The sequence below is a fragment of the Collinsella sp. SGI.180 genome, assembly GCF_050313455.1.
Classification (GTDB): domain Bacteria; phylum Actinomycetota; class Coriobacteriia; order Coriobacteriales; family Coriobacteriaceae; genus Collinsella.
On the sequence record NZ_JBNPLL010000007.1, the window covers coordinates 19,040 to 41,325 of the forward strand.

Below are 22,286 nucleotides of genomic sequence, written 5' to 3' on the forward strand. Positions count from 1 at the left end.
GCGAGGTTGGGCATCAGGGGGCGGCGACTTTTACATTTCTCCGCCTTGGAGCGAACACCAGGATCCTTGCGCATCCGTGGTGAGAATCACCGGACCGTCATTGGTGATGGCGACGGTGTTCTCGTAGTGCGCGGCGGGCAGGTGGTCGTTGGTGGTGACGATCCAACCGTCGGAGCCCGTGCTCACATGGTTGGAACCCATCGTTACCATCGGCTCGATGGCAATGACCATACCGGCCTGGAGGCGAACGCCCCTCCCCTTCTTTCCATAGTTAGGAACGTTGGGGTCCTCGTGCATCACGCGGCCAATGCCATGACCCACATAGTCACGAAGCACGCCATAACCGTGAGACTCGGCGAGGGACTGGACGGCATAACCAACATCCCCGATATGGTTACCGGGAACAGCCTGCTCAATGGCAGCCTTAAGGCAATCGCACGTAACCTCGCACAGGGCCTTGGCCTCGGGCGTAGGGGTGCCGACGAAAAACGTCCATGCGTTATCGCCAACCCAACCGTCGACAACGGCTCCCGTATCGATGGAGATGATATCGCCATCGCGCAGGATCATATCGGGGTTGGGAATACCGTGGACCACGGCATCGTTGATCGATGCGCAAATGGTCCCCGGGAACCCGCCGTAACCCTTAAAGGCCGGGGTGCCGCCATGCATGCGGATAATCTGCTCCGCGAGCTGATCGAGCTCAAAAGTCGAAACGCCGGGGCGCACCATGGCTCCAACGTGGCGGAGCGCCATCTTAGATAGCGCTCCTGCCTTCTTCATCTGCTCGATTTGCGTTGCAGACTTAATCTTAATCATAGACCGAGGGCCTCTTTGACATCCCCGTATACGGTCTCGCGAGCCTGGTCACCGTTGACCGACTTGAGCAGACCCTGGCCACGATAGTAATCGACAAGCGGGCTCGTGGACTTCTCGTAGACGTCGAGACGGTTCTTGATGGTCTCGGGCTTATCGTCGTCGCGCTGATACATCTCGCCGCCGCATTTGGGGCAGGTAACATCGGCAGCAGTGCCGGTGTAACCGCAGGCGCGGCAGGTGCGACGCGAGGACAGACGATCGATGATGACCTCGGGGGCCACGTCGACCAGAAGGGCACAGTCGATCTCGCGACCCATGGCGGAGAGCTCGGAATCGAGCGTCACAGCCTGGGCGGTGTTGCGCGGGAAGCCGTCGAGGATGAAGCCCTGCTGGGCGTCATCGGCGGCAAGGCGCTCCTTGACAAGGTCGATCACGAGCTGGTCGGGAACGAGCTCGCCAGCGTCCATGTACTTCTTAGCCTGAATACCAAGCTCGGTGCCACCCTTGACGGCAGCACGCAGCAGGTCGCCCGTGGAGATGTGGGCGACGCCAAACTCGGCGACGAGCTCCTGTGCAACGGTGCCCTTACCGGCACCCGGAGCTCCGAGCAATACGAGGTTCATGAGCAATCCTCCTCTAGCCTATTTAAAGAATCCATCGTAATCATACATCTTGATCTGGCCTTCGAGCTTGTCGACCGTGTCGAGCACGACGCCGACCATGATGAGGATGGACGTGCCGCCAAATGCCTGGATCAGCTGATTGCCCGTGAAGGAGAAGATGATCGAAGGCACGATGGCGATGAGCGCCAAAAAGACAGCGCTGGGAAGCGTAATCTTGTTGAGCGCGTTCTTGATGTAGGCCGCGGTAGCCCTACCCGGACGAACGCCCGGAATAAAGCCGCCCTGCTTCTTAAGGTTGTCGGCCGTGTCATCGGGATTGAACACCATGGAGGTGTAGAAGTACGCGAAGAACACGATGAGGACAACGTTAAGCACCCAGTTGAGCCAACCGGTCGAAAGCGCAGAGGCAACTGCCTGAATCCAGCCGATGCCGGGGAAGAACACGGCAACCTGAGCCGGGAAGTACAGCAGCGCCGAAGCGAAGATGATCGGCACGACACCCGCGGTGTTGACCTTGATGGGCAGGTAAGTGGTCTGGCCACCCATCATGCGACGGCCCACGACGCGCTTAGCGTAGGAGACCGGAATGCGGCGCTGGCCGCGCTCAAGGAAAACAATCAGCGGGATAACCAGCAGGATGATGGCGCAGATGATCACCATAGTGATGATGCCACCGCCATTGCCCTCGGTGCTGGAGAAGATCGCCTGCGGCAGACCGGCCATGATGTTCGCAAAGATGATCAGCGACATGCCATTGCCGATACCGCGCTGGGTAATGAGCTCACCAATCCACATGATCAGCATGGCGCCCGCGGTGAGCGTGCCGACGATCATGAGGTCGAAGATGATCTCGGGAGCGGCGGCGCCATTAAAGCTGATGCCGAAGCTCTTAAAGAGGAAGAGGTAACCCACGGAGTTGAGGATTGCCAGAGCCAGGGTGAGGTAACGCGAATACTGCGTAATCTTGGTCTGACCGACCTCGCCCTCGCGGGCAAGCTCATGCAGGGAAGGCACAACGGCCTGGAGCATCTGGAGGATGATCGAGCTGGTGATGTAAGGCATGATGCCCAGCGAAAACACCGACACATAGCTCAACGCGCCGCCAGAGAAAAGATTCAGGAGGGCCATAGCACCTGCGGCGACCGAATTGTTATCGGTCGAGAAAAGGCCCAGCATCCCCTGGAAGGGAATGCCGGGCACAGGAACGTGCGCACCAATGCGGTACACGACGAGCATAGCTATGGTAAAAAGAATCTTTTCGCGCAGTTCTTTGATGCGGAAAGCATTCTTAAGACCATTTAGCACGGCAGCTCGACCTTTCCGCCGGCGGCCTCGATCTTGGCCTGCGCAGAAGCGCTGACCTTGTCGACCTTGACCGTGAACTTCTTGGTAAGCTCACCATTGCCGAGCACCTTGACGGGCTCGAACTCGCTCTTGGTGATGCGAGCGGCCTTAAGAGCGGCACCGTCGATCACAGCACCATCCTCGAACTTACGCTCGAGACGCTCAACGTTAACAGCGGTGTACTCGATACGACGGGGGTTGCGGAAGCCCGGAAGCTTGGGCAGGCGCATAGCCAGCGGAGTCTGGCCACCCTCGAAGCCGGCACCCTTGGTGCCGCCAGAGCGAGAGCCCTGGCCCTTCTGGCCGCGGCCAGAAGTGGTGCCGTGACCCGAAGAATTGCCACGGCCAACGCGCTTGCGGTTCTTGGTGGAACCGGGCGCGGGAGTAAGATCGTGAAGCTGCATTTGCTACTCCTCTACAATCTCGACAAGGTGCTTGACCTTGAAGATCATGCCGCGGACGGACTCGTTGTCAGTAATCTCGCGAACCTCGCGGATCCTGTGGAGACCGAGGGCACGGACAGTACGGACCTGGTCCTGCTTGCAACCGTTGGTGCTGCGGACCTGCTTGATCTTGATGGTGTCAGCCATGCTTAGTTCTCCTTACCGACGAACATCTCGGAGACCGTCAGGCCACGGCGAGCCGCGACGTCCTCAGGGCTGGAGAGCTCCTTGAGGCCCTCGACGGCAGCCTTGATGATGTTGAGGCCGTTGTCGGTACCGAGGGACTTGGACAGGACGTTCTTGATGCCAGCAAGCTCAAAGAGGGGACGCACAGCGCCGCCGGCGATAACGCCGGTACCCTCGACAGCGGGCTTGATGATGATGCGGCCGGCACCAAAGTGGCCGATAACCTCGTGCGGAATGGTGCCCTCTTCGGTCACCGGCACGTGGAACATGTTCTTCTTGGCATCGAGAGACGCCTTGGAGATGGCCATGGGCACCTCAGCGGACTTGCCCATGCCAACGCCGACGTTGCCCTTGCCATCGCCAACGACGACGAGAGCGACGAGGCTCATGCGACGACCGCCCTTGACGGTCTTCGACACGCGGTTGATGTAAACGACGCGCTCCTCGAACTCGGAGGCCTCGCGCTGCTGCTTCTGATTACGAGCCATGTGCTACATACCTCCTAGAACTCGAGACCGGCGGCACGAGCACCGTCGGCGAGGGCCTTGACGCGGCCATGGTAGATACGGCCACCGCGATCGAAGGCGACCTTGGTGATGCCGGCCTCGATGGCACGCTTGCCAACGAGCTGACCGACCTTCTCCGCAGCCTCCTTGTTCGAGGTGTGGGTGCCCTTGAACTCGGCCTCGAGGGTCGAGGCAGAGACGAGCGTCAGGCTGGAGCCCTTGCTGTCGTCGATGATCTGGGCATAGATGTTGGCGTTAGTACGGGTCACGCGAAGACGCGGACGCTCGGCGGTACCCGAGATCTTGCCGCGAACACGACGCTGACGACGCTTGAGGCCTTCCAGCTTCGCCTTATGCTTGTTCATACGTAAACTCCTAAAAAGGTTGATCTTGCCAGCACCTAACGGGGTGCTGGTCTTATGCGAGTGAGTCGGTTACGACTACTTGGCGGCCTTACCCAGCTTGCGGCGGATGTGCTCGCCAACGTAGTGGATACCCTTGCCCTTGTAAGGCTCGGGAGGACGATGGCCGCGGATCTCAGCGGCGATCTGACCGACCTGCTGCTTGTTGATACCCTTGACGTTCACGTGGGTGTTGTCGGGAACCTCGAAGGTAATACCCTCGGGAGCCTCGACGATCACGGGGTGCGAGAAGCCCAGGGAGAACTCGAGGTTCTTGCCCTTCTGCTGCACGCGGTAACCGACGCCGGCGAGCTCGAGCTTCTTCTCGAAGCCCTCGGAAACGCCAACAACCATGTTGTGGATGAGGGCGCGGGTGAGGCCGTGGCGGGCACGGGTCTCACGCTCGTCGTCGGGACGGGAAACGGTGAGGACGTTGTCCTCGATATTGATAGCGAGCTTCTCATAGACATCGAGCTCGAGCTGGCCCTTGGGGCCCTTGACGACAACGTTGTTGCCGTTGACTGCCACTTCGACTCCGGCGGGAATCTGGACAGGCTTATTACCGATACGAGACACGGTGATCTCCTTTCCTTCTACCTACCGAGCGAATTACCAGACGTAAGCGATGATCTCGCCGCCGACGTTGTGCTTGCGAGCATCGCGGTCGGTCATGACGCCATGGCTGGTGGAAATAATGGCGGTACCAAGGCCACCGCGGACGCGGGGCATGTCGGCAACGCCGGTGTACTTACGCAGGCCCGGCTTGGAAATGCGGCGGATGCCGTTGATGACCTTAGCCTTCTTGGGACCATACTTAAGCGTGATGTGCAGAGTCTTCTGGGGGACGGTGTCCTCGACATCGTAGCCCTCGATGTAGCCCTCCTCGTGCAGAACACGAGCGATCTCGACGAGCTTCTTGCTGCTCGGCATGGAGACCGTGGCCTTGTTCACAGAGTTAGCGTTACGAATGCGCGTAAGCATATCTGCGATCGGGTCTGTAAGGTTCATACAGATTCTCCTTCGTTCTTGATGAACACGTGCTCTTGGTTCTTCGCCGCCCTTAACGGCAAAGCCTAACTAGCACGTTTTCCCTGTTCCAAACGGATGCTTGAAACGCTGGTAGTGACTTACCAGCTGGCCTTCTTAACGCCGGGAAGCTCGCCCTTGAGTGCAAGCTCGCGGAAGCAGACACGGCACAGGCCGAACTTGCGGTACACAGAGTGCGGACGGCCGCAGCGCTGGCAGCGCGTGTACTCACGAGTAGAGAACTTCTGCTTGCGATTGCACTTGACGATCATCGATGTCTTAGCCACTTATATCCTCCTCACATAGAGTATTGTTCGCCCCAAGCGCCGCCCCCTTGTGGGAACGGCGCTTATAGGGCAGGTGAACCTATTTCTTGAACGGGAAACCGAAGGCGTCCAGAAGGGCCTTGGCCTCCTCATCGGTGTTGGCGGTGGTCACGAAAGTGATGTCCATACCACGCTGGTGATCAACGGAGTCAAAGTCGATCTCGGGGAAGATGAGCTGCTCGGTGACGCCCATGGAGAAGTTACCACGGCCGTCGAAGCTCTTGGCGGAGATGCCGCGGAAGTCGCGGATACGAGGGATAGCGACGGAGGTCAGACGATCGAAGAACTCCCACATACGGTCGCCACGCAGGGTAACCTTGCAGCCGATCGGCATACCAGCGCGCAGGCGGAAGGTAGCGATGGACTTGCGGGCACGGGTGATCATCGGCTGCTGGCCGGTGATGGCGCGCAGGTCGCGCACGGCACCGTCGATGGCCTTGGAATCGGTAGCGGCCTCGCCGACACCCATGTTCACGACGATCTTCTCAAACTTGGGGATCATCATGACGTTCTCGTACTGGAACTTGTCCTGAAGCTGCTGCTTGACCTCGTTGTTGTACTTGGCCTTCAGACGCGGCACATACTTCTCTTCTGCCATTGTTCACTCCTTCTTGGGGTTTTAAGCACGGGGCGTGGCCACGGTGGGTTGTCCTCGTGCCTCCTGACTGCATCCGCGCCGCTCATGGCATTTCGCGGTTTGGACTCGACACAGCAGGAGCCGACAAAACAATCGGTACTATACGCGCATTGGGTGCGTATTTCCAGAAAAACATCGTCTGCCTGCACAACTCCACAACTCCCCCGCACAAATGGGTCCCAAAAAACAGTTGCGGTGAAATAGGGACTGTTTGACGGCTTAACCGGCTTAAACAATCCGTATTTCACCGCAACTCATCGGCTTCCTCTTGAGGCGTGAAGCCGCAGACCGACGCGATGATGATAGCGGGCGTGACGATACCCGCGAATGCCGCCAGTACATGCTGCAGTGCATGGGGCAATACCTGCACAAACGAAACTTTTCCCGTACGTTCGAACAGGGCGTCCCCTGCCACCGACTCTGCCATTTGCGCCTCCCATACCCTAGGCAGCGGCCCTATGCCGCCCAACGGGCGGACATTATAGGGCATATGGCACAAGTAGCATTTTGACCCGCATGCGGCAGAGGGCTGGGGTAGCTAATTTGGGACGGGGCTCTTTTAGCTACCCAACAGCGAGCGAAAATCATCGAGCAGGCAGGGTAGCTAAAAGAGCCCCGTCCCAAATTAGCTACCCCTGGGATGCGACTAGCGCTTGCGGGGGACGAGCTTGGTGCGACGCAGATGGATCATCTCGGCGGCGATGGAGATGGCGATCTCTTCGGGGTCCTCGGCCTGAATGGCAACGCCGATCGGCAGGTGCAGCTCGTCGATCTGGTCCTGCGTAAAGCCCTCCTGCTCCAAGCGAGCCCGCACAAAGGCCGTCTTGCGGCGCGAACCCAGGCAACCCAAATAGGCGGGCTTGGCGCGCAAGGCCTGAATCACCACATCGATATCGGACTTGTGGCCCGCCGTGGCGACGACTACCAGATCGCGCGGACCGATGGAGCATTGCTCGTCCAGGTTCTTGTAGTCGACCAGACGACGGTCGTAGACGCCGGGCACCCATTCGGGTGTCAACGTGCCGGGGCGATCGTCGCACGCCACGACGGCAAAGCCCGCCGCCGTGAGCACGCGCGCCGTCGCGGCGCCCACGTGACCGCAGCCAAAGATGTATGTCAGGCCCTCGGGGCAAAGCGTCTCGATGTGCGCCGGGGGAATCTCGGAGGCGGCGTTGGTGTAGGTGACCTTACTCCCCTCTTCCGTCAGCGAAAGCCCGGGGCAACCCACAATGGTGCGGCGCGACTCCTCGCCATGGTATTCGGCAGCGTCGCCTTCGAGCGCGCTTGCGATAAACGGTCCAAAGTCGATGACGAAGTCGCCGATGCGTCGATACGCCAAGACGTCGGCAACCGACTGGAACAACGGCGCCTGCGATGCATCCAGGTGCAGATAACACAGGCAGATGGCTCCGCCGCAGATCATGCCGGTATCGGAGTTCTCGCCGCCCATGGTGTAGCGGACCAGGCGCGACTGCCCTGCGGCCAACAGCTCGCGCGCCTCGGCCAGCGCAAGGAGCTCAATCTTACCGCCGCCGATGGTGCCCGCTTGGCTGCCATCGGCAAAGACGGCCATCCAAGCGCCCACGCCGCGCGGCGATGACCCTGCCGTGCCGGCAACTACCACCAGCTCGCACGTCTTACCGGCCTTCAGAGCGCCAAGCGCAGCATTCACCACATCGAGCTTTTCCATCGTCGCTTCCTATCCCCTAAAAACGTCGGTGAACATGGCGAGCGCCTCGAGCACGCCGCCGCCGACCGACGTCGCCTTGTCCGAAATATAGTTGATATAGCTGGCATCGCCGCGTGGATCGACATCGGCACATTTAAAGCCCTCGGTCACCAGAACGCCGTCGGCCAAAAGCCCGCGCAAGCAGCCGTCAATCTGCGTGACCATGGGAGTGTCGCCCGCATACCCGATCACATCGCCGGCACTCACGATGTCGCCGATCACGCGGTCGGACCTAAACACACCGGCGGCGAGGCTGTGGATAACGCGCTCCTTGCCATACCCGGCGATGACACCCGGCACGCCCGTATTGGGCTGGGGCGAGCCCTGGGTGATGACGCGGCCGAGAAAATGACCGCGCATGGTCTCGACCACGGCATCGCAATCGACCGGCGCGGTAAAGCCCGGTCCTACGGCGATGACGACAGGCGCCATATCGCGCGTGGTGCCCAAGTTGCGCTTGGCCAGGATCGCGTCGACCACGGCAGCGGGCTTAAGTTCGTCGAGCATCTTGGCCTGGGGATCCACCACAACGGCGACATCTCCGGCCTGGGTAATTGCAAGCGCCTCTGCCGGCGTCTGCGCCAAGCGGGCGCGAATGCCCTCGACCTCGACCTCGCCCAGGCGAATGGCCTCGCAAAAACTGATCGTGCGACGGATACACGTGGGAACCGCGATATCGGCCATGACAACCGACACGCCGGCGCGCACCAAACGGGCGGCGACGCCCGTGGCGATATCGCCGGCGCCGCGAACATAAACGAGCATTTCCGGGGCACCTCCCTGTGCTACGGTTTGAGCAGAGCAAAAGCGGTTCGACCGCTACTCTGATGATTATTTATTATCACAGTATTATACGGCGGTGAACAGATGGAAACGGTTAGCGGCAATCTCGCCTCGGCGCTCAGGATCGAGCCGGGCATTACCGCGATTATCGGCAGCGGCGGCAAGTCGACCTTGCTAAAGACGCTCGGCCTTGAGCTTATGCGCGCGGGCGGCCGCGTGCTCCTCTGCACCACCACGCATACGTTTCCCGTCGCCGGCGTGCCATGGGACGGGTCGAGTCGTCGCCTGGACGCCGCACCTTGGAAGCCGGGCGCCGCACATGTCCCCGGTTGCACCTGCGAGGCCTGCGCGGGCCTTGCGCGGGGAAGCATCTGCCAAGCAGGTGTCTTGGACCCCGAGACGGGCAAGCTCTCCGCCCCCGCCGAGCCGCTCGGCGAGCTGGCACAGCGCTTTAACTACGTCTTGGCCGAGGCGGACGGCAGCAAGCGGCTCCCGCTCAAGGCCCACGCCGCCTGGGAGCCGGTGATTCCCTCTGGCACGGCCAACATCGTCTGGATCGTTGGCGCCTCGGGGCTCGGCAAGCCCATCAACGAAGCCGTCCACCGCCCCGAGCTCTTTTGCGAGCGTTGCGGCTGCGAGACCACCGACATCGCCACGCCCGAGCGCGTCGCCCAGGTGCTCAATGCCGAGATGCAGGCGCTGAGGCTCGACGCCGCACGCGTCATGCTCAACCAAGTCGACGCGCTCAGCGACTCCACGATGGCCGACCGCTTCGAGGCTGCCCTCGGCCGCCCCGTCGTCGCCACCAGCCTCCAGGGGTAGCTAATTTGGGACGGGGCTCTTTTAGCTACCCCATGTTGAGAGAAAAATCATCAGGTAGGCAGGGTAGCTAAAAGAGCCCCGTCCCAAATTAGCTACCCTGGCGGCACCCCCTGCTAGCGGGGCACGTAGCAGGCCGCAACGTGTTCTGAGGCGCGGCGCCGGCCCTTGGCGGTGTCGACATCCCACAGCTCGTAGCCACGTGCCTCGACCAACTGGATATCGGCACGGCCGCGCAGCAGCGACGATCCGCCGTCCTTGCCCTTAAGCCCCATAAGGTTAGGAAAGAAACTCGCGGGGAACAGCACCGGAGAGGCCGGCTCGCCGTTCAGGGCAAGACGCACGGGCGCGACACCGCCGTTGGCCTTAAAAGCACCGGCGAGTGCCTCAAAGGAATCCGAACTCACGAGCGGCTGGTCGCCCGGCAAAAAGAGGCAACCTTTCCAGTTGTGATCGACTCCCCACGAAAGGCCCGCACGGACGCTTTCGCTGCGCAGCTCGCCCTCGTGCAGCGCGCACGGGCAATGCTTGTCCTCGCAAATCTGAGCAACCTCGGGCCAACGCGTCGAAACCACAACGTCAAAGCCCCGGGGAACCGAATCGATGGTCCGGGCAATCAGCGGCTCGCCATAGATATCGGCAAGCATCTTGTTAGAGCCAAACCGCTTGCCCTCGCCCGAAGCCATAATGACGCAACCAAGTTTCATGGCGATACCTCCCCTGAAGCCATCGTACCCATAACGCGCGTCGCGGGGCATCTACATCGAAAGCGCTTATCCCGCACGCCCACGATGCAAAAAGAGGGCACCCCGCCGGTTGGCAGAGCGCCCCCTTTACATGGTTTACCTCAACCCGGCTTTAGGCCTGAAACCAACGGACGGCGTTTCGCTCATAACGCAGCGACGCTTTCGTTATTTGCGAACAAGTGGGGTTTATGGCAAAGTGTGCCCAAACTAATTTTTAGGAAGGCACCCATGACCCCCGCACAGATTGAGTTTTATAAGCGCCTTGCACACGGCCTGGCGCTCCAGTTTGGCCCCAACTGCGAAGTCGTCGTCCACGACCTGGAGACCGAGGACGTGGACCACTCCATCGTGGTAATCGAAAACGGCCATGTAAGCGGGCGCAAGCTGGGTGACGGTCCCAGCCATATTGTGTTTGAGTCCATGCACGAGGACACCACCGACGTGCACGACCGCGAGCCATACCTCACCAAAACCGCCGATGGCAAGCTGCTTAAGTCCTCGACCATCTTTATCCGCAACGACGAAGGCAAGCCTGTCGGCATTTTGGGCATTAACTTTGACATTACGCTCATGAAAGCTTTTGAGCGCTCGCTCGATGCCTTTACCGGCACCGACGGCACGGGCTACACCGAGCCCGAGCCCATTACCAAAACCATCGGCGACTTGCTCGAAGATCTGCTGCGCGAGTGCGAGCAATACGTGGGCAAGCCCGCAGCCCTTATGACCAAAGATGAGCGCATTCGCGCCATTGGCTACCTCGACCGTCGCGGCGCCTTCCTCATTTCCAAGTCGAGCGAGCGTGCCTGCGAGTTCTTTGGCATCTCTAAGTACAGCTTCTATAGCTACCTCAACGAGGCAAAGGCTGCCGCCGGCGACAAGTAGGCAACTCGGCCGGATCACCTCTCCCCTTTTGGGCGTGAGTTCTGGAATGCACGAATCCAAGACTCGGCCGCAAGGCAAGTTCCATATAATCGAAGGACGAGACAGTTCGAAAGGATGGAACAAGATGGGGTCGAGCAACGCATCGCGCAACGACCACGGAGGCTTCGCTTCTGCCGCCAGGCATGCGAAACGCGCGTTTGACGAGGGCGAAGACGATCTGTTTGCGTTGAGCCTCGACGACGTGATGAGCGATCGCCCCTGGACAGCCGACGAGCCCATGGGCGGCGGAACCCATTCGACAGGCGATCCCTCCGAGACGGCATCGTTTATCGCCGCGGCGCAGCATCTTGCGCCCGAACCGCCCATTGCAGATCTCGACGACTTTGCGACCCGTCAGTTTGCCTTCGATTCCTGGGCTGATGCCGATCTGGACGAAACATCTGCCGGAGCGCCGACGCTCGGCGAGCCGGTAAATCCGCTTGTCGCCGCGTCCGCTTCCGAATACGAGCCGGACGACCATGCGCAAGCTATACCCACATCCTCATACACCGATAGCCACACTGATAACGACGATTATTATGGCGACTACTACGCCACAGAAGAGGCGCCGCGCTTTTTGGATTTCAATCCAGTAGCAAAGATTATCTTTATAGCGATCGTCGTAGTGCTACTTGGCGTCATTGCGTTTGAGGGATTCCAGCTGTTCCGCAGCCCCGTCGAGTCCGAATCGGCAACGCAGCAAAAAGAGGACGAGAGCAACGACTACCTCGACGTCAACAACCTCAAGGGCGACCCCAACGACGGGGACGAGTAGCGAGGGCTGAGGGCGGCTGAAACGTCCATATGTAGCACCAGCTTCTACGTGCTGTTTTGTTATCCGGTTACACTTTTCCAGATGTTGAGACCGTCAGATTCGACACTTTTCCGTACTTTTGAGGTGCCGATTCCGACACTTTTCCGTACTTTCTTACGGCTGATTTCGACACTTTTCCGAATGTTGGCCGAATAATTGCCGCGTAATCAAGCGCCGTCTGCACATCATTTCGCAGGCGGCGCTTGATTATTGTCCGCGCGCGCTGATAGACTCCATCGTGCCCGCAAGGAGCGGGCGCGTTTTATCCAGAGTCGGGGTAGAGAGTTGGCTCCACGATCCCGACGCCAACCGGCCAAGAGGCACGGTGGCCCTGCCAACATCGATGAAAGGAGTCCGTATGGACAATTTCTCCGTGCGCAGCGAGCGCAATTTCCACAACCTGGCAGCCAAGCCAAAACGAATGCATCTTCTGGACGCACCGAGCGGCTATGCCTCGGCCATGGTCAAGAGCAGCCTCTCCCACCAGATGCGCTTTACGGTACAGAAGCTCGAGGAAGAGCTCTGCGCCGCCGGCGACCCGCACGTACTGCAGATCAAGCTGCTCGGAGATGACTCGTGCGAGCCGTCGAGTTGGAAGTTGTTTGCAGACGGCATGTGCGTTGCGGACGGATCCGGCGCCTTTGCCCGCGAGTGCTTCTGCGAGGGAGCCGAGGTGTTTTTGGACCTGTGTCGCGATGCCGTGCGCGCGGCCGAGCTGCGCCAGTGGAGCCAGAGGGAGTACGAGCTGCTGAGTGCTGCCCGCGGGATCGCGATGGCGTAGACGAACGCAGGAGGCATCATGGTGGCGCGCAGTCTTTGATCACACGGTGTCAAAAGGCTGGCACTTGTGTCTGCCTTTGACAGTCCGAAAGCGCTAGCGAAGTTCATTGATGCCGCGGCTAGATACGCAGCAGTAAAGAGATGTTGAATACAAAAGAGGCCTCCCATCTCTAACACAACCAGAAATGGGAGGCCCTTCATATCCGAAGCCCCTCTCAAGCAAGGCAATTGTAAGTCAGCCTATTCTGCATCCTTAAACTGAACTTCGTACTTCTCGCCCATCCGCTCACCAATTCCAGTGACGTACTGACTCAAGAGAGTTTTAGCTCTTTCACGGGCGCTGTTCATCAATGCTGAATTGCCCTCGGCACTTTTTATCATTTCATTTTGGGCTTCTTCAAGCGCAGCAGACTGGTCAACTGTCGTAATAGGAGTTAGCAACCCGGTATCGCTATAGATATCGGAAAAGGTGCTCTCGTCGGCTTGGGGCTGACCGAGGATCTGCGCATTAGGGACTGTGATAGTTACGACATTGTTCTCGTCCGGCCTACTGACATCTACCTTGGAGACGTCAACGCCCAGTTGCACCGTTCCGTCATACTCGAACCACGCTTTCTTGTATCCCACGTTTATCCCAAACAACATATTGGTGCCGTCGTTATAGATTTCCGCGACGTTATGGAATCTGCACTCAACGGTAGCAAGCTCGGCAATCTTCGTATAATCCGAAAAATCAGGCTCTTCGTCTTTTTTTGCGCAACCCGAAAGCCCAGTAAGCGACAGCGCCGCCACGAGGGCAAAGCATACCAACCATGGTTTACGCATTGGAGTCAGCCTCCCCCTTGTAATCGGCCAACGGTTTGAAATCAAGCTCGTACTCACCCTCGATAAGCGGCAGCGTCAGGGCCTTCACGGTATCCCGCAAGCTCGTGTCCGCCTGTTTTTTAATCTCTTTTTTATCGACTTCGTCTGCGGCATCTTTACGACAAAGTGACAGAACATCTTTTATATCTGCAGTTGCGTTTTCGGGAAGGTAGCCAAACTTACTATTGTCGAGCTGAGGCTCGCCAACCTGCGCTTTGGGGAGATAGGCGGTAACGACCTTATTCTCTTCGTCGATGCCAAACTGGATGTCGCTCATCGTAAACGATGCACGAATGTGAGCCTCGTATTTAACGCGATATTCCACGCGATCCATCCAGAGGAACCTGCCGTGTTTCTCGACGATGCCGTGGTAGGTGTAATCAACCGTAGAAAGACTGTCGATATCTACAGCAGACTTAAGATCCGATGTCGTGAGGTACTGAGTTTCGTGGTTATCGGTTATCCAAGGGAGGACGCCGCGAAAAAAGATAAAGAGGACAGCCGCCACAACCACGAGCAAAACAATCTTTACTTTAAATGATAGCTTTCCGAAAAAATCGACAACCTTCTTGCCCCGCTTGTCATTCACCTCGACCGCTTCTTCTCGAATCACTTCCACACGCTCATCATGCCCGGAGGTACATTCGGGCTGAATGTCCCTCTCGTGTTTGCTATGTTCCAAAACAAACCTCACTCATACCGTTGAGTAGTAATCTGCTGGTAAAATTCTATCAGCAGTTATTGCACACATTTCTTCCGGTTCGGTAGGAGGCAAAAATGAAGCGGTTGCATGCGGTTTTGGCAGTTGTGATTGCGTTGATAGCCCTCATTCTTCTCGCCAGCACCATTGGCATTATCAGCATCAGGCTTTAGCTCGCCATCAGATACCTCGCACCTATCCCTCAGCAGATTCAGCCTCAGCTTTCAAACTAGGCAACCACACCGGCATGCACAACGTCTGCGGGCTCACCGATCTCGGTGAGCCCGCTTTCCGCAGTCTAATTGCCAAAGTTTTGGCGTTCAGAATCTCCCAAGTCAATTTACGCACGATGTATGGCCATGGAGAGCCTCAAGTGGCCGAATGTTCGGTGTGCGAGAGTGCAGAAACCCGCATCCCGAATATAGCGGTTCATCTATGCTGCTCGCAGGAGTATTCCTCGCTGGGTGTTGAGACATTCCTTCAGGCCCTCAATGTCATTCGGCTTCTTTTCGAACAGCCCAAGAATGACGTTAGGTGCCTTCTCACCATTTGCCTTCGAAAGACGCTCTGTGTAGTCGCGCACGGACTTAACAATGTCCTCAAACTGCTCGCCCTTAATTTCGACCGAAAAGCCTTCCTTACCGCCATTAAGGGCAGTTATGGCGCCTTCCAACCTGTCAATCATCTCGATTGTGAGTTCGCCATCCCCCAAAGCCTTAAGGTATTCCGAGAATGTGGAGTTAAAGTCTGCCATCTGCTTCTTTCGCATCGCGTCTTCTTTGCTGTGGCGCACATGAGTCATTCCCGCATAGATGCCTCCGCCGACCGCAGCTACGCCCGCAACCGCAAGCGCGGCTATAGCAACTTTCTTGTTCTGCTTCGCAAGCTGAACTGCCTGGTCAGCTATGCGCAGCGCTTTGTTGGCCCCATTTTGAACATCTGCAGGCTTAAGATGCCGAACAATATGACCAGCGCCATCGCGCACAACACCGCCCCATTGGACATACTTACCAGTAGCTAGGCCCACCGCTATTTCTGCGGGAACTTCGAAAGCAACCTGTTGAATCATGGCAATGTCTCCTTTTATGCTGGCCACCAGATACGGGTGAGCGGAAGAATGGAACGGGTATCGTCATCGGTCTTGTCATAGATTTCGACATAGTGCCGCACGAAGGCATCCAGATCGAGTAGTCGAACGGGAATGTTCGCGCGATCGGCCTCGTAGCGCGCCTCTTTCGTAAAGCCCCCAGTTGACACATACAGTCCACGGTCGCCTGCGCGAAGGCCACCGATAAAAGCACGGACTGCCGGAGCGCCCATGGCGCCCTTACGGTGTTTGACCTCAGCGACAATACGAGGCGATTCCAATCCGAGAGCATCCGGAGACGCCACCACATCGCGACCACCATCAGGACCCTTGGGCATAACGCGAGCGCAGTAGCCCATGGCCTTGAGCAAGCCCGCTACCAAGCGCTCCATATCCTCCCAATCGAGCTGGTTAACGCGATCTTTAATGAGCTCAATACCATTGTCATAGGTTGCTGCGAGGGTTTCTTCGTCATTTGTCGCGTTGTTATCATCGATGGCGGAATCATTCGAAGGCACCGCCGACTTATCCTTTGCGGCGTTCATGAGATCGGCCATAACTTCATCAGACACGGCAAAGATGGTTTGGATGCCGCCAAGTGAATTCTTAGAAGAAGGCGAGAGCACGTCACGTGGAGCGGTTTCACCCCATTTGACGTCTCGCGTGTAGGTCACTCCGTCCATATCGCAGACGGCAACGCAGGGGCCAGTGATAACGCCAAGGTGATAAAGGCGGCTCTCTGGATCGTACATGACAACAGTCAAGCCCGTCGTCATATCGTGCGCAAAGCGGTAAACCTGGCCAACACCCGCCGCGACTTTACCCTTGCTGTCACCGGGATGCGCCTGGCCATATGCCGCCCTAATCTGTTCGCGATCCATAGCGGCAATATCGGCACCATCGAAATCCCAACCGATACCTATGACGCCGCGCTCGAGCCAGTCGGACGCATATACGCCGCCGCGCCCCGCACGAATCATCCAAGCACCCACGCGAAACCTGCCTTCCCGCCATAGCGCATCTGTGTTGTGACACCATGGCTTAACTCAAAACCCCAAAGATCACTTCGACGACATTCGCTGCATTGGCAAATGACAACAAGCGGCCCTATTACTCGCTCACCTTCATATAGGTGAGCTCAAATGCCTTTACGCGACGCATTTCGGGTAGGCGGTTCTCGATGCTAAAAGCGTTGCCGCTGTCGAAGCGTTGCCAAATATCCAACCCGCGATCGAGCAGGATGTCCCATTTGCCATCGATCTTGAGATGTCGCGCATGAAGCGTACCGCTGCGATCAATCTCCCAAGTAAAATCAAGGCCCAAGGGAGACATGGACTCCCTGATTTGCTCCAGGTATTCCTCCTGCTTGGAATCGGGGTATTCGTCGGGAGCTGTAATCAGATGCACCTTTACCGAAGTCACGTCAAACTTGCAATGGCGCACGACCACTTCGAGCAGTTCCATTACGTTGCGACATTGATGGAACGTGCGCACGTACGGATCAATAATCTCGACATTCTGCGCTCCCTCCAAGTAAGCACCAAAGAGCTTCTCATAGGAAACACCACGCTGATTCTCGCGCAGGGCAATGTGTCCAGCTCCAGGCTTACGCACCGCTGGCTTCGGCTGAGACTGCGCAGGAGCTGCTGCCTCAGCCTCAGCGGACGCAGCGGGCTTATCCACGGATGCTTCGACGACGCGCTCCTCTGCCTGGACCGCCACCTCGAACCCATCGGTCATAGGCGCTTTGCCCCCGTCGCCCTCCCAAGGCACCTTGTCCAGTGAGTGATACGTCGCGGGATAGTCCAGCTCTTCGAGCGTTGCCACCTGTTTCCAGGCGCCGCCCTCTTTGGACCGATAGGCAAAGTCGACACGCTCGAAGGTCTCGTCAATGCGAATGAGCGTGTCTTTCACGCGCTTGCGCAGCTCTAACGCAAACTCGACGATCTCAGCGGCCTCCTCGGCGGTCTCGTTGCGCCCGGGGAACAGGATTTTCATCAGACCCGCGCACGTCTTCACCACGCCGTCGCGATCGCGTGTCGAAATGCTACTAGAAAGCTCAAAGAACCGGTCAACCTCACCCGAATAGTCCATGGGGCGCATGGCACGCAAGGCCTCGGCAAGGTAGTCAACGATAAAGCCAAAATCACTGCAAAACATGTCGCCACGGATGATGTCCATCTCCCAGCCGGGGATGTACGCATGCAGGCGGTCGATAAACGCCGGGTCGTGGTAGACGGTGGGCAGATCCTCGAGCAGGTCCGTCTTGTTAATCATGTAACTCACATCGTGGCTCGTGTTCCCCACGAACACCATGGATGCCTCTGCCGTTACCTGCTCGATGCCGCGGCTAAAGCTCTTGTTGGCCATATAGTTCTTCATGATGTCGACAATGTCTGCCTTGGGCTTCTTGTTTTTACCGGCGAACTCGTCGAACGCCACGCAATCCCAGTAGCCAACCAGGCCGATCTTACCCGTGGAGTTATTCACGAACAGCTTTGCCGGCGTCACCTCGCCACCCGAGATAAGAATACCGTGTGGACTGAACTCACTGAACACATGACTTTTACCGGTGCCCTTGGGACCCAGCTCAACCAAGTTGTAGTTACGCTCGCAATAGGTTACCAAGCGCGTCAGCTGGAACAATTTGGCACGGCGACCCAGCTGATTAGGATCCAAGCCAATCGAGCGGATGAGTACGTCAATCCACTCGTCCTCAGAAAATTGCGAACGGCGTGCAACGAAGCCCTCAAAGTCGAAACGCGACATCTGAATAGGCTTAAGCGAATTGAGGACATAGGGCGATTCATCGCGCGCCTCATTTGCCTCGTAGGATAAATCGGCGATGCACCACACGCCCGAAACGAGCAGACGACGATTCTTCTTAACTGTGTCAGAGCTCACGAGAACCTTGGATACACCCAAGTTCTCAAAGGACGCCTCATAGGCATCGCGCTTCTCGTTGAGTATGACGGAAACCTTGTCGATGATACGCTTCTGGCCAATTTGCTTAATATCAGAACGTATAGCGCCAGCCTCGGCACGTTGCACGTAGTGCTTGGCAAGGATGCTGCGCACGCGCTCCACGCCCGCCTCAATCTGGCCTTCATCATCGGTGGCGCAGTTCTGCCCCAGCAGGTACTCAAGCACGTAGCTAGGCACCGCTGCATTGCCCTTCACGAGCTTGACGAGGTCCTTACGGACTACGTAGCCCGTAAATACATCGTTCAGTTTCTTGTCCAATGCGTCCATGCGCAGCCCTACTTCCACGTGCTCAGACCCGTAACCTTAGCTAAGGCGTGCGGGAACTTGTTGTAGTTGACCTTAACGCCGTCGTCCAGGTCAATGCCGATTCGCTCATTCGCGAGCGGGTAGATGACGTCGCGCTCCCAGTCGGTAAGCTCGCGCACCACCGCACGATATTTGTCCGCCTGGCGGTTGTCTGCAGCGCGGTCACTCTGCTCCAGCTGGCCGATCTTCGCATTGAGCTTCTCGACGTACTCGCGCAGGTACTTGGTCAGAATCTGGCCGACCGTGCTCGGCGTGTAACGATGCATGTAAACAAGCACCTGGAAGCTGCCCCTAGGGCTCGCGAACATCCAATAGATGGGGCGCTTACCGCTGCCCGTCACCTGATAGGTCGCGCAGTGGTCCTTGTAGAAGTCCTTCACGAAGTATTTGCGCAAGTCCTTGCCCAAGGCTTCCTCGATGAACCTCACGTTCTCATCGAGCGTCTCGGCACCATAGGTCACTTCAAGCCACTTGCGGAACTGAGCCACGATGTCGTCGCCGAACCACTCGCCGTCAAGCACGGGGAGGATGGCGTCGGCGTCGGGCAGGAACCCAGCATTGGGAACTTTTGTCTTGAAGTCATCCACGGTCTGCTGAGCATCCGCCAGAATCAGTCCAGGCGCGAAAGTCGAGTAGCGGCCCATGATGCAGCCGACGCCATAGGAGACGAGAGACTTCACGTCACGCACGAGGTCGGCGCGACGCACCGAGACCTTGTCGTCGGGCACCTCGATGGGCACCTCGCCCTCCATGCCGTAGATTCGCGCGAAAATGCGGTTGAGCTCCTCCTCGTTGGACTTGAGCTGGTTGAAGCGCTCGTCGCAATCGGCGCTCCAGCGCTTAAACCTCTCCGAAATCAGCGAAACGGAGGCCGCGCGGGCGCTGGAGTTCATGCCGTAGGAAAGTTGCTCAGCACGTTCGCGTGCGGAGGGTGCAAGAGGATGACACTCGAAGTCCCATGAGGTTTCAAAAGCGTCCCAATCAGCACGGCTCAACCTTATGCACTCAGAAACAAAAAAAGGGACAGAGGTATTTGTAAGAGCTTCTTCAGCAATAGGCACATTTCGTAGGACACCAACCTCATAATTTAAAGTCGGCGCCATAAGTCCCATCAATTCCATGCTTACGGAAGAATTAAACATCGCAAGCAGAACAGGCTCAGAATTAGGGTTAGTGAATAGGCTGCAACCCGCAACATCATAAACAAAACCTTTAGGGAAAAGGCGCATTGCAAGCTGATCAGTAGACACTTTCGACCATGATAGATTTTGACGGAAATACGTATCCCGATTATCGTGACGATGACCCGCAAATGAATCCATCAGCCGATCAAATTCTTTATCATATCCCAAGACAAACGCCTGGTTCCCCCACCATTTACGAAATTGGCCTCCCTTGTTGTAGGGTACAAACCGAGCGCCGCTTGTGTAAAAATCCTCATGTGACCCAGCATCGAAGCAGATGTCACACAGCCTGACTTCCTGCCATTGCCGCAAGACTTTTTCATTTTTACCCGTGCTCATGCCGTGCTTGAACTCGGCAATAGCTCCTGCATTGGTCCCAGTCAAAAAGGCTAGGCGCGTTTGTTCGCTGGCCCAATAAGCAATCGGCGAACCCGGAATGGCTCCAAAAGTAGATTGCCTTGATTCAAACCTCCATGGACAAGAAGATCTGTCGGCAGCACACCGTAAGGCGGCTTGTTTCTCTTCACTGTTGCCGAACCCAACAAGTCGGACATAGCAACCCATTATATTATCGCGCGGCGCAGCATTAAAAAAAACGCTAGCAGTAACTTGTACGACCTCTCCGCCAATCTGCAAAAATGCGCGGGACCCAAGATGCGCCATGGAGACAATCATCTTATTGCAAAGAATCGACTTCCTCATCTGCTCAAAAGAACCAAGGAACATCCAAGAATGCATCGTAACCATGGAGCTATAGCCATAACTACGCACAAGGCTAAAACCACGACGAATAAAACAAGCGCACAAGTCGCTTTTCTCGTCCGGATAGCGCCCCCTAATCCAATCCCTCATATAATCGTTAAAGTGGCTGCTCCCCAAATACGGCGGGTTCGCGACCACGCAATCGACTCTGCGAGACAGCGCCTCAAGCACGCTCTTCATCGTGTGGAGCTTCCTGAGCACGCCGGCGCCCAGCAGGTCGTCCTCGCTGAAGCTCGCAATGGCGTTGTCCACGGCGGCAATGTCGCCGGGGGCGGGCACGTAGAGACTGCCGACCTCGGTCATGTGCTCGAAGGCGTCGAGGAGCTCGGTCGCCCCCGCGAGCGGGCCCGCGCTGGCAAGCGCGCCGGGCTCAAACGCGACGGGCTCGAGCACCGTCACGTTCGCGTCGATTTTCTTCTCGAAGAAATCGGGGTCCTTCTCGCACGCTTTCATCTCGAGCGCGAACTTGGCGATCTCGGCGGCGCGGCCGTCGATTTCCATGCCGAAGAGGTTGTTCTGCAGGATGAGCGCCGGGACGTCCTCCGGGAAGTAGCCCTCCTCCTGGTAGATCTCGAAGAGCAGGTCGAAGGCGTACACGAGGATGTGGCCCGATCCGCACGCCGGGTCGCACAGCGTTAGCTCCTCGGGCGAGTAGACCTTGATGTAGTCCTCGGTCTCGCCCTCGGGTGCTATGTAGTAATCCATCTTGCAAGCGAGCGCCGAGCCCGGGTTGTTGAGCATCCACAGGCGCCCGAGGGAGTTCTCCACCAGGTATTTAACGATCCAGTCGGGCGTGAACAGCTGCGTGGCGGGCGCGATGTCGTCCGCGGTCGCCTTGCGGCCGCTGTCGTTGTACTCCGCCTTGCGTTCCGCCACGTAGAACTGGTAGAGCCAGCCCAGTACCTCGACGGTCTCGCACTCCGCATCGTCCATGTCCTCGACGATGCGGCGCAGGATCGAGCCCTCGGCGAGGAGGCCCTGCGGCATGACGAGGCTCGACGCCGCCGCCTCACCAAACAGGTAGGGCATCGCTGCGGCGTAGCGGTCGCATACTGCCACCAGTAGCTCGCCGTAGGCCGCCTCGGTGCGGTTCGCGCCGGAGCCGCTGCCACCGGCGAGGGCGCTCTGCACGCGGTCGCGCACCAGGCGCGAGAAGCCGAAGTCCGGGTCGAACACGCCCTGGGCGGCGTCCGCGAGGATCGCGGGCTGGGTCGCGCCCGGGCGCGGCGTCACCACGGGGACGGGCGTGTAGCCCTTCGCGTCCATGAAGCGCAGCGCGCACAGGCGGTTGAACCAGGTGTACGCCGTCGACTCGATGATGGCGTCCAAACCCTTGTCGTCGATGGCGGCCTCGAGCCTCCTGACCTTCTCGGGCAGGTCGAGCCGCTCGGGGCTACCGGGCTCCAGGACGGCGTCGATCCTCGCGGCGACCTCGGCGCGCAATGCGTCGCGGGCGCCGAAGGCCAGGTTCTTTATCTTGTTGGAGTCCATGTCT

General features: G+C 58.1%; 25 protein-coding genes and 1 riboswitch. Of the genes, 4 read left to right on the forward strand and 21 right to left on the reverse strand.

Annotated elements, in window-relative coordinates; translation table 11 throughout:
- Positions 1-30: 30 nt before the first annotated feature.
- From map to yqeB, 14 genes are all read right to left on the reverse strand, one after another.
- Positions 31-819: a type I methionyl aminopeptidase gene (gene map / locus ACQRAP_RS04340; protein WP_427794990.1), complete on the reverse strand. Its 789-nt coding sequence runs from the start codon at positions 817-819 to the stop codon at positions 31-33.
- Complete coding sequence (locus tag ACQRAP_RS04345) at positions 816-1,442, reverse strand: adenylate kinase (protein WP_347486596.1); 627 nt, start codon at positions 1,440-1,442, stop codon at positions 816-818. Before ACQRAP_RS04345 ends, map begins: the two co-directional genes overlap by 4 nt.
- An 18-nt stretch (positions 1,443-1,460) precedes the next feature.
- Positions 1,461-2,747 carry a preprotein translocase subunit SecY gene (gene secY, locus ACQRAP_RS04350; RefSeq protein WP_370450586.1) on the reverse strand — a complete coding sequence of 429 codons (1,287 nt, stop codon included), beginning with the start codon at positions 2,745-2,747 and terminating at the stop codon, positions 1,461-1,463.
- Entirely contained in the window at positions 2,741-3,190 is a 450-nt protein-coding gene (gene rplO / locus ACQRAP_RS04355; RefSeq protein WP_006235267.1) for a 50S ribosomal protein L15, read from the reverse strand. Before rplO ends, secY begins: the two co-directional genes overlap by 7 nt.
- A gap of 3 nt (positions 3,191-3,193) precedes the next feature.
- Positions 3,194-3,376 (reverse strand): 50S ribosomal protein L30, encoded by a 183-nt coding sequence (rpmD, locus tag ACQRAP_RS04360; RefSeq protein ID WP_154516067.1) that lies wholly within the window; start codon positions 3,374-3,376, stop codon positions 3,194-3,196.
- 2 nt (positions 3,377-3,378) lie between these two features.
- Positions 3,379-3,903, reverse strand: coding sequence for a 30S ribosomal protein S5 (rpsE, locus tag ACQRAP_RS04365; protein ID WP_154516070.1), 525 nt, complete (start codon positions 3,901-3,903; stop codon positions 3,379-3,381).
- 14 nt (positions 3,904-3,917) lie between these two features.
- The gene (gene rplR, locus ACQRAP_RS04370) at positions 3,918-4,286 is read right to left on the reverse strand and encodes a 50S ribosomal protein L18 (RefSeq protein ID WP_118270231.1); all 369 of its coding nucleotides are present in this window, start codon (positions 4,284-4,286) and stop codon (positions 3,918-3,920) included.
- 75 nt (positions 4,287-4,361) lie between these two features.
- Positions 4,362-4,898: a 50S ribosomal protein L6 gene (rplF, locus tag ACQRAP_RS04375; RefSeq protein ID WP_370450587.1), complete on the reverse strand. Its 537-nt coding sequence runs from the start codon at positions 4,896-4,898 to the stop codon at positions 4,362-4,364.
- A gap of 33 nt (positions 4,899-4,931) precedes the next feature.
- The gene (gene rpsH, locus ACQRAP_RS04380) at positions 4,932-5,330 is read right to left on the reverse strand and encodes a 30S ribosomal protein S8 (RefSeq protein WP_006235262.1); all 399 of its coding nucleotides are present in this window, start codon (positions 5,328-5,330) and stop codon (positions 4,932-4,934) included.
- A 119-nt stretch (positions 5,331-5,449) separates the two neighbouring features.
- Positions 5,450-5,635 carry a type Z 30S ribosomal protein S14 gene (locus tag ACQRAP_RS04385; RefSeq protein ID WP_022094280.1) on the reverse strand — a complete coding sequence of 62 codons (186 nt, stop codon included), beginning with the start codon at positions 5,633-5,635 and terminating at the stop codon, positions 5,450-5,452.
- A gap of 79 nt (positions 5,636-5,714) precedes the next feature.
- A complete protein-coding gene (gene rplE, locus ACQRAP_RS04390; protein ID WP_154516073.1) occupies positions 5,715-6,272 on the reverse strand; it encodes a 50S ribosomal protein L5 in 558 nt (185 codons plus the stop codon).
- 283 nt (positions 6,273-6,555) lie between these two features.
- Positions 6,556-6,738 carry a hypothetical protein gene (locus tag ACQRAP_RS04395; protein WP_427717692.1) on the reverse strand — a complete coding sequence of 61 codons (183 nt, stop codon included), beginning with the start codon at positions 6,736-6,738 and terminating at the stop codon, positions 6,556-6,558.
- Positions 6,739-6,957: 219 nt separating this feature from the next.
- A complete protein-coding gene (locus ACQRAP_RS04400; RefSeq protein ID WP_427794991.1) occupies positions 6,958-8,001 on the reverse strand; it encodes an XdhC family protein in 1,044 nt (347 codons plus the stop codon).
- Between the two features lie 9 nt (positions 8,002-8,010).
- On the reverse strand, positions 8,011-8,805 hold the full coding sequence (yqeB, locus tag ACQRAP_RS04405; RefSeq protein WP_427794992.1) for a selenium-dependent molybdenum cofactor biosynthesis protein YqeB: 795 nt from the start codon (positions 8,803-8,805) through the stop codon (positions 8,011-8,013).
- Between the two features lie 102 nt (positions 8,806-8,907).
- On the opposite strand from yqeB, the gene yqeC reads away from it, so the two are divergent.
- Positions 8,908-9,645, forward strand: a complete 738-nt coding sequence (yqeC, locus tag ACQRAP_RS04410; RefSeq protein WP_427794993.1) for a selenium cofactor biosynthesis protein YqeC — start codon at positions 8,908-8,910, stop codon at positions 9,643-9,645.
- A gap of 113 nt (positions 9,646-9,758) precedes the next feature.
- Here the strand turns inward: yqeC and ACQRAP_RS04415 are convergent, their stop codons facing one another.
- Entirely contained in the window at positions 9,759-10,349 is a 591-nt protein-coding gene (locus ACQRAP_RS04415; protein ID WP_427794994.1) for a nucleotidyltransferase family protein, read from the reverse strand.
- Positions 10,350-10,616: 267 nt separating this feature from the next.
- Here ACQRAP_RS04415 and ACQRAP_RS04420 point away from each other — a divergent pair, with 267 nt between their 5' ends.
- The 3 genes from ACQRAP_RS04420 to ACQRAP_RS04430 all read left to right on the forward strand — a co-directional run bounded on the left by ACQRAP_RS04420 (position 10,617) and on the right by ACQRAP_RS04430 (position 12,904).
- Complete coding sequence (locus ACQRAP_RS04420; RefSeq protein ID WP_427717686.1) at positions 10,617-11,270, forward strand: helix-turn-helix transcriptional regulator; 654 nt, start codon at positions 10,617-10,619, stop codon at positions 11,268-11,270.
- Positions 11,271-11,394: 124 nt separating this feature from the next.
- Positions 11,395-12,084, forward strand: coding sequence for a hypothetical protein (locus tag ACQRAP_RS04425; RefSeq protein WP_427794996.1), 690 nt, complete (start codon positions 11,395-11,397; stop codon positions 12,082-12,084).
- A 298-nt stretch (positions 12,085-12,382) separates the two neighbouring features.
- Positions 12,383-12,473, forward strand: a riboswitch (SAM riboswitch).
- 8 nt (positions 12,474-12,481) lie between these two features.
- The gene (locus ACQRAP_RS04430; RefSeq protein ID WP_427794997.1) at positions 12,482-12,904 is read left to right on the forward strand and encodes a hypothetical protein; all 423 of its coding nucleotides are present in this window, start codon (positions 12,482-12,484) and stop codon (positions 12,902-12,904) included.
- Between the two features lie 239 nt (positions 12,905-13,143).
- On the opposite strand, the gene ACQRAP_RS04435 is transcribed toward ACQRAP_RS04430, so the two are convergent.
- The 6 genes from ACQRAP_RS04435 to pglX form a co-directional block, all read right to left on the reverse strand.
- Entirely contained in the window at positions 13,144-13,728 is a 585-nt protein-coding gene (locus tag ACQRAP_RS04435) for a DUF4230 domain-containing protein (RefSeq protein ID WP_427794998.1), read from the reverse strand.
- On the reverse strand, positions 13,721-14,449 hold the full coding sequence (locus ACQRAP_RS04440; RefSeq protein ID WP_427794999.1) for a DUF4230 domain-containing protein: 729 nt from the start codon (positions 14,447-14,449) through the stop codon (positions 13,721-13,723). The genes ACQRAP_RS04435 and ACQRAP_RS04440 overlap by 8 nt, the downstream gene beginning before the upstream one ends.
- Before the next feature lie 451 nt (positions 14,450-14,900).
- Positions 14,901-15,536: a hypothetical protein gene (locus ACQRAP_RS04445; protein WP_427795000.1), complete on the reverse strand. Its 636-nt coding sequence runs from the start codon at positions 15,534-15,536 to the stop codon at positions 14,901-14,903.
- 14 nt (positions 15,537-15,550) lie between these two features.
- The gene (locus tag ACQRAP_RS04450; RefSeq protein WP_427795001.1) at positions 15,551-16,546 is read right to left on the reverse strand and encodes a restriction endonuclease; all 996 of its coding nucleotides are present in this window, start codon (positions 16,544-16,546) and stop codon (positions 15,551-15,553) included.
- Positions 16,547-16,664: 118 nt separating this feature from the next.
- Positions 16,665-18,806, reverse strand: coding sequence for a BREX system Lon protease-like protein BrxL (gene brxL, locus ACQRAP_RS04455; protein WP_427795002.1), 2,142 nt, complete (start codon positions 18,804-18,806; stop codon positions 16,665-16,667).
- Positions 18,807-18,814: 8 nt separating this feature from the next.
- A complete protein-coding gene (gene pglX / locus ACQRAP_RS04460) occupies positions 18,815-22,282 on the reverse strand; it encodes a BREX-1 system adenine-specific DNA-methyltransferase PglX (protein ID WP_427795003.1) in 3,468 nt (1,155 codons plus the stop codon).
- Positions 22,283-22,286 lie beyond the last annotated feature (4 nt).

Bases quoted from the DNA above. Each gene is read 5' to 3' on its own strand.
- rpsH (WP_006235262.1), bottom strand. From the start codon at position 5,330: ATGAACCTTACAGACCCGATCGCAGATATGCTTACGCGCATTCGTAAC.
- map (WP_427794990.1), bottom strand. From the start codon at position 819: ATGATTAAGATTAAGTCTGCAACGCAAATCGAGCAGATGAAGAAGGCA.
- ACQRAP_RS04420 (WP_427717686.1), top strand. From the start codon at position 10,617: ATGACCCCCGCACAGATTGAGTTTTATAAGCGCCTTGCACACGGCCTG.
- rplO (WP_006235267.1), bottom strand. From the start codon at position 3,190: ATGCAGCTTCACGATCTTACTCCCGCGCCCGGTTCCACCAAGAACCGC.
- ACQRAP_RS04425 (WP_427794996.1), top strand. From the start codon at position 11,395: ATGGGGTCGAGCAACGCATCGCGCAACGACCACGGAGGCTTCGCTTCT.
- rpmD (WP_154516067.1), bottom strand. From the start codon at position 3,376: ATGGCTGACACCATCAAGATCAAGCAGGTCCGCAGCACCAACGGTTGC.
- ACQRAP_RS04415 (WP_427794994.1), bottom strand. From the start codon at position 10,349: ATGAAACTTGGTTGCGTCATTATGGCTTCGGGCGAGGGCAAGCGGTTT.
- yqeC (WP_427794993.1), top strand. From the start codon at position 8,908: ATGGAAACGGTTAGCGGCAATCTCGCCTCGGCGCTCAGGATCGAGCCG.
- rplE (WP_154516073.1), bottom strand. From the start codon at position 6,272: ATGGCAGAAGAGAAGTATGTGCCGCGTCTGAAGGCCAAGTACAACAAC.
- ACQRAP_RS04345 (WP_347486596.1), bottom strand. From the start codon at position 1,442: ATGAACCTCGTATTGCTCGGAGCTCCGGGTGCCGGTAAGGGCACCGTT.
- ACQRAP_RS04395 (WP_427717692.1), bottom strand. From the start codon at position 6,738: ATGGCAGAGTCGGTGGCAGGGGACGCCCTGTTCGAACGTACGGGAAAA.
- ACQRAP_RS04400 (WP_427794991.1), bottom strand. From the start codon at position 8,001: ATGGAAAAGCTCGATGTGGTGAATGCTGCGCTTGGCGCTCTGAAGGCC.
- rplR (WP_118270231.1), bottom strand. From the start codon at position 4,286: ATGAACAAGCATAAGGCGAAGCTGGAAGGCCTCAAGCGTCGTCAGCGT.
- ACQRAP_RS04435 (WP_427794998.1), bottom strand. From the start codon at position 13,728: ATGCGTAAACCATGGTTGGTATGCTTTGCCCTCGTGGCGGCGCTGTCG.
- rpsE (WP_154516070.1), bottom strand. From the start codon at position 3,903: ATGGCTCGTAATCAGAAGCAGCAGCGCGAGGCCTCCGAGTTCGAGGAG.
- yqeB (WP_427794992.1), bottom strand. From the start codon at position 8,805: ATGCTCGTTTATGTTCGCGGCGCCGGCGATATCGCCACGGGCGTCGCC.
- ACQRAP_RS04445 (WP_427795000.1), bottom strand. From the start codon at position 15,536: ATGATTCAACAGGTTGCTTTCGAAGTTCCCGCAGAAATAGCGGTGGGC.
- brxL (WP_427795002.1), bottom strand. From the start codon at position 18,806: ATGGACGCATTGGACAAGAAACTGAACGATGTATTTACGGGCTACGTA.
- ACQRAP_RS04430 (WP_427794997.1), top strand. From the start codon at position 12,482: ATGGACAATTTCTCCGTGCGCAGCGAGCGCAATTTCCACAACCTGGCA.
- pglX (WP_427795003.1), bottom strand. From the start codon at position 22,282: ATGGACTCCAACAAGATAAAGAACCTGGCCTTCGGCGCCCGCGACGCA.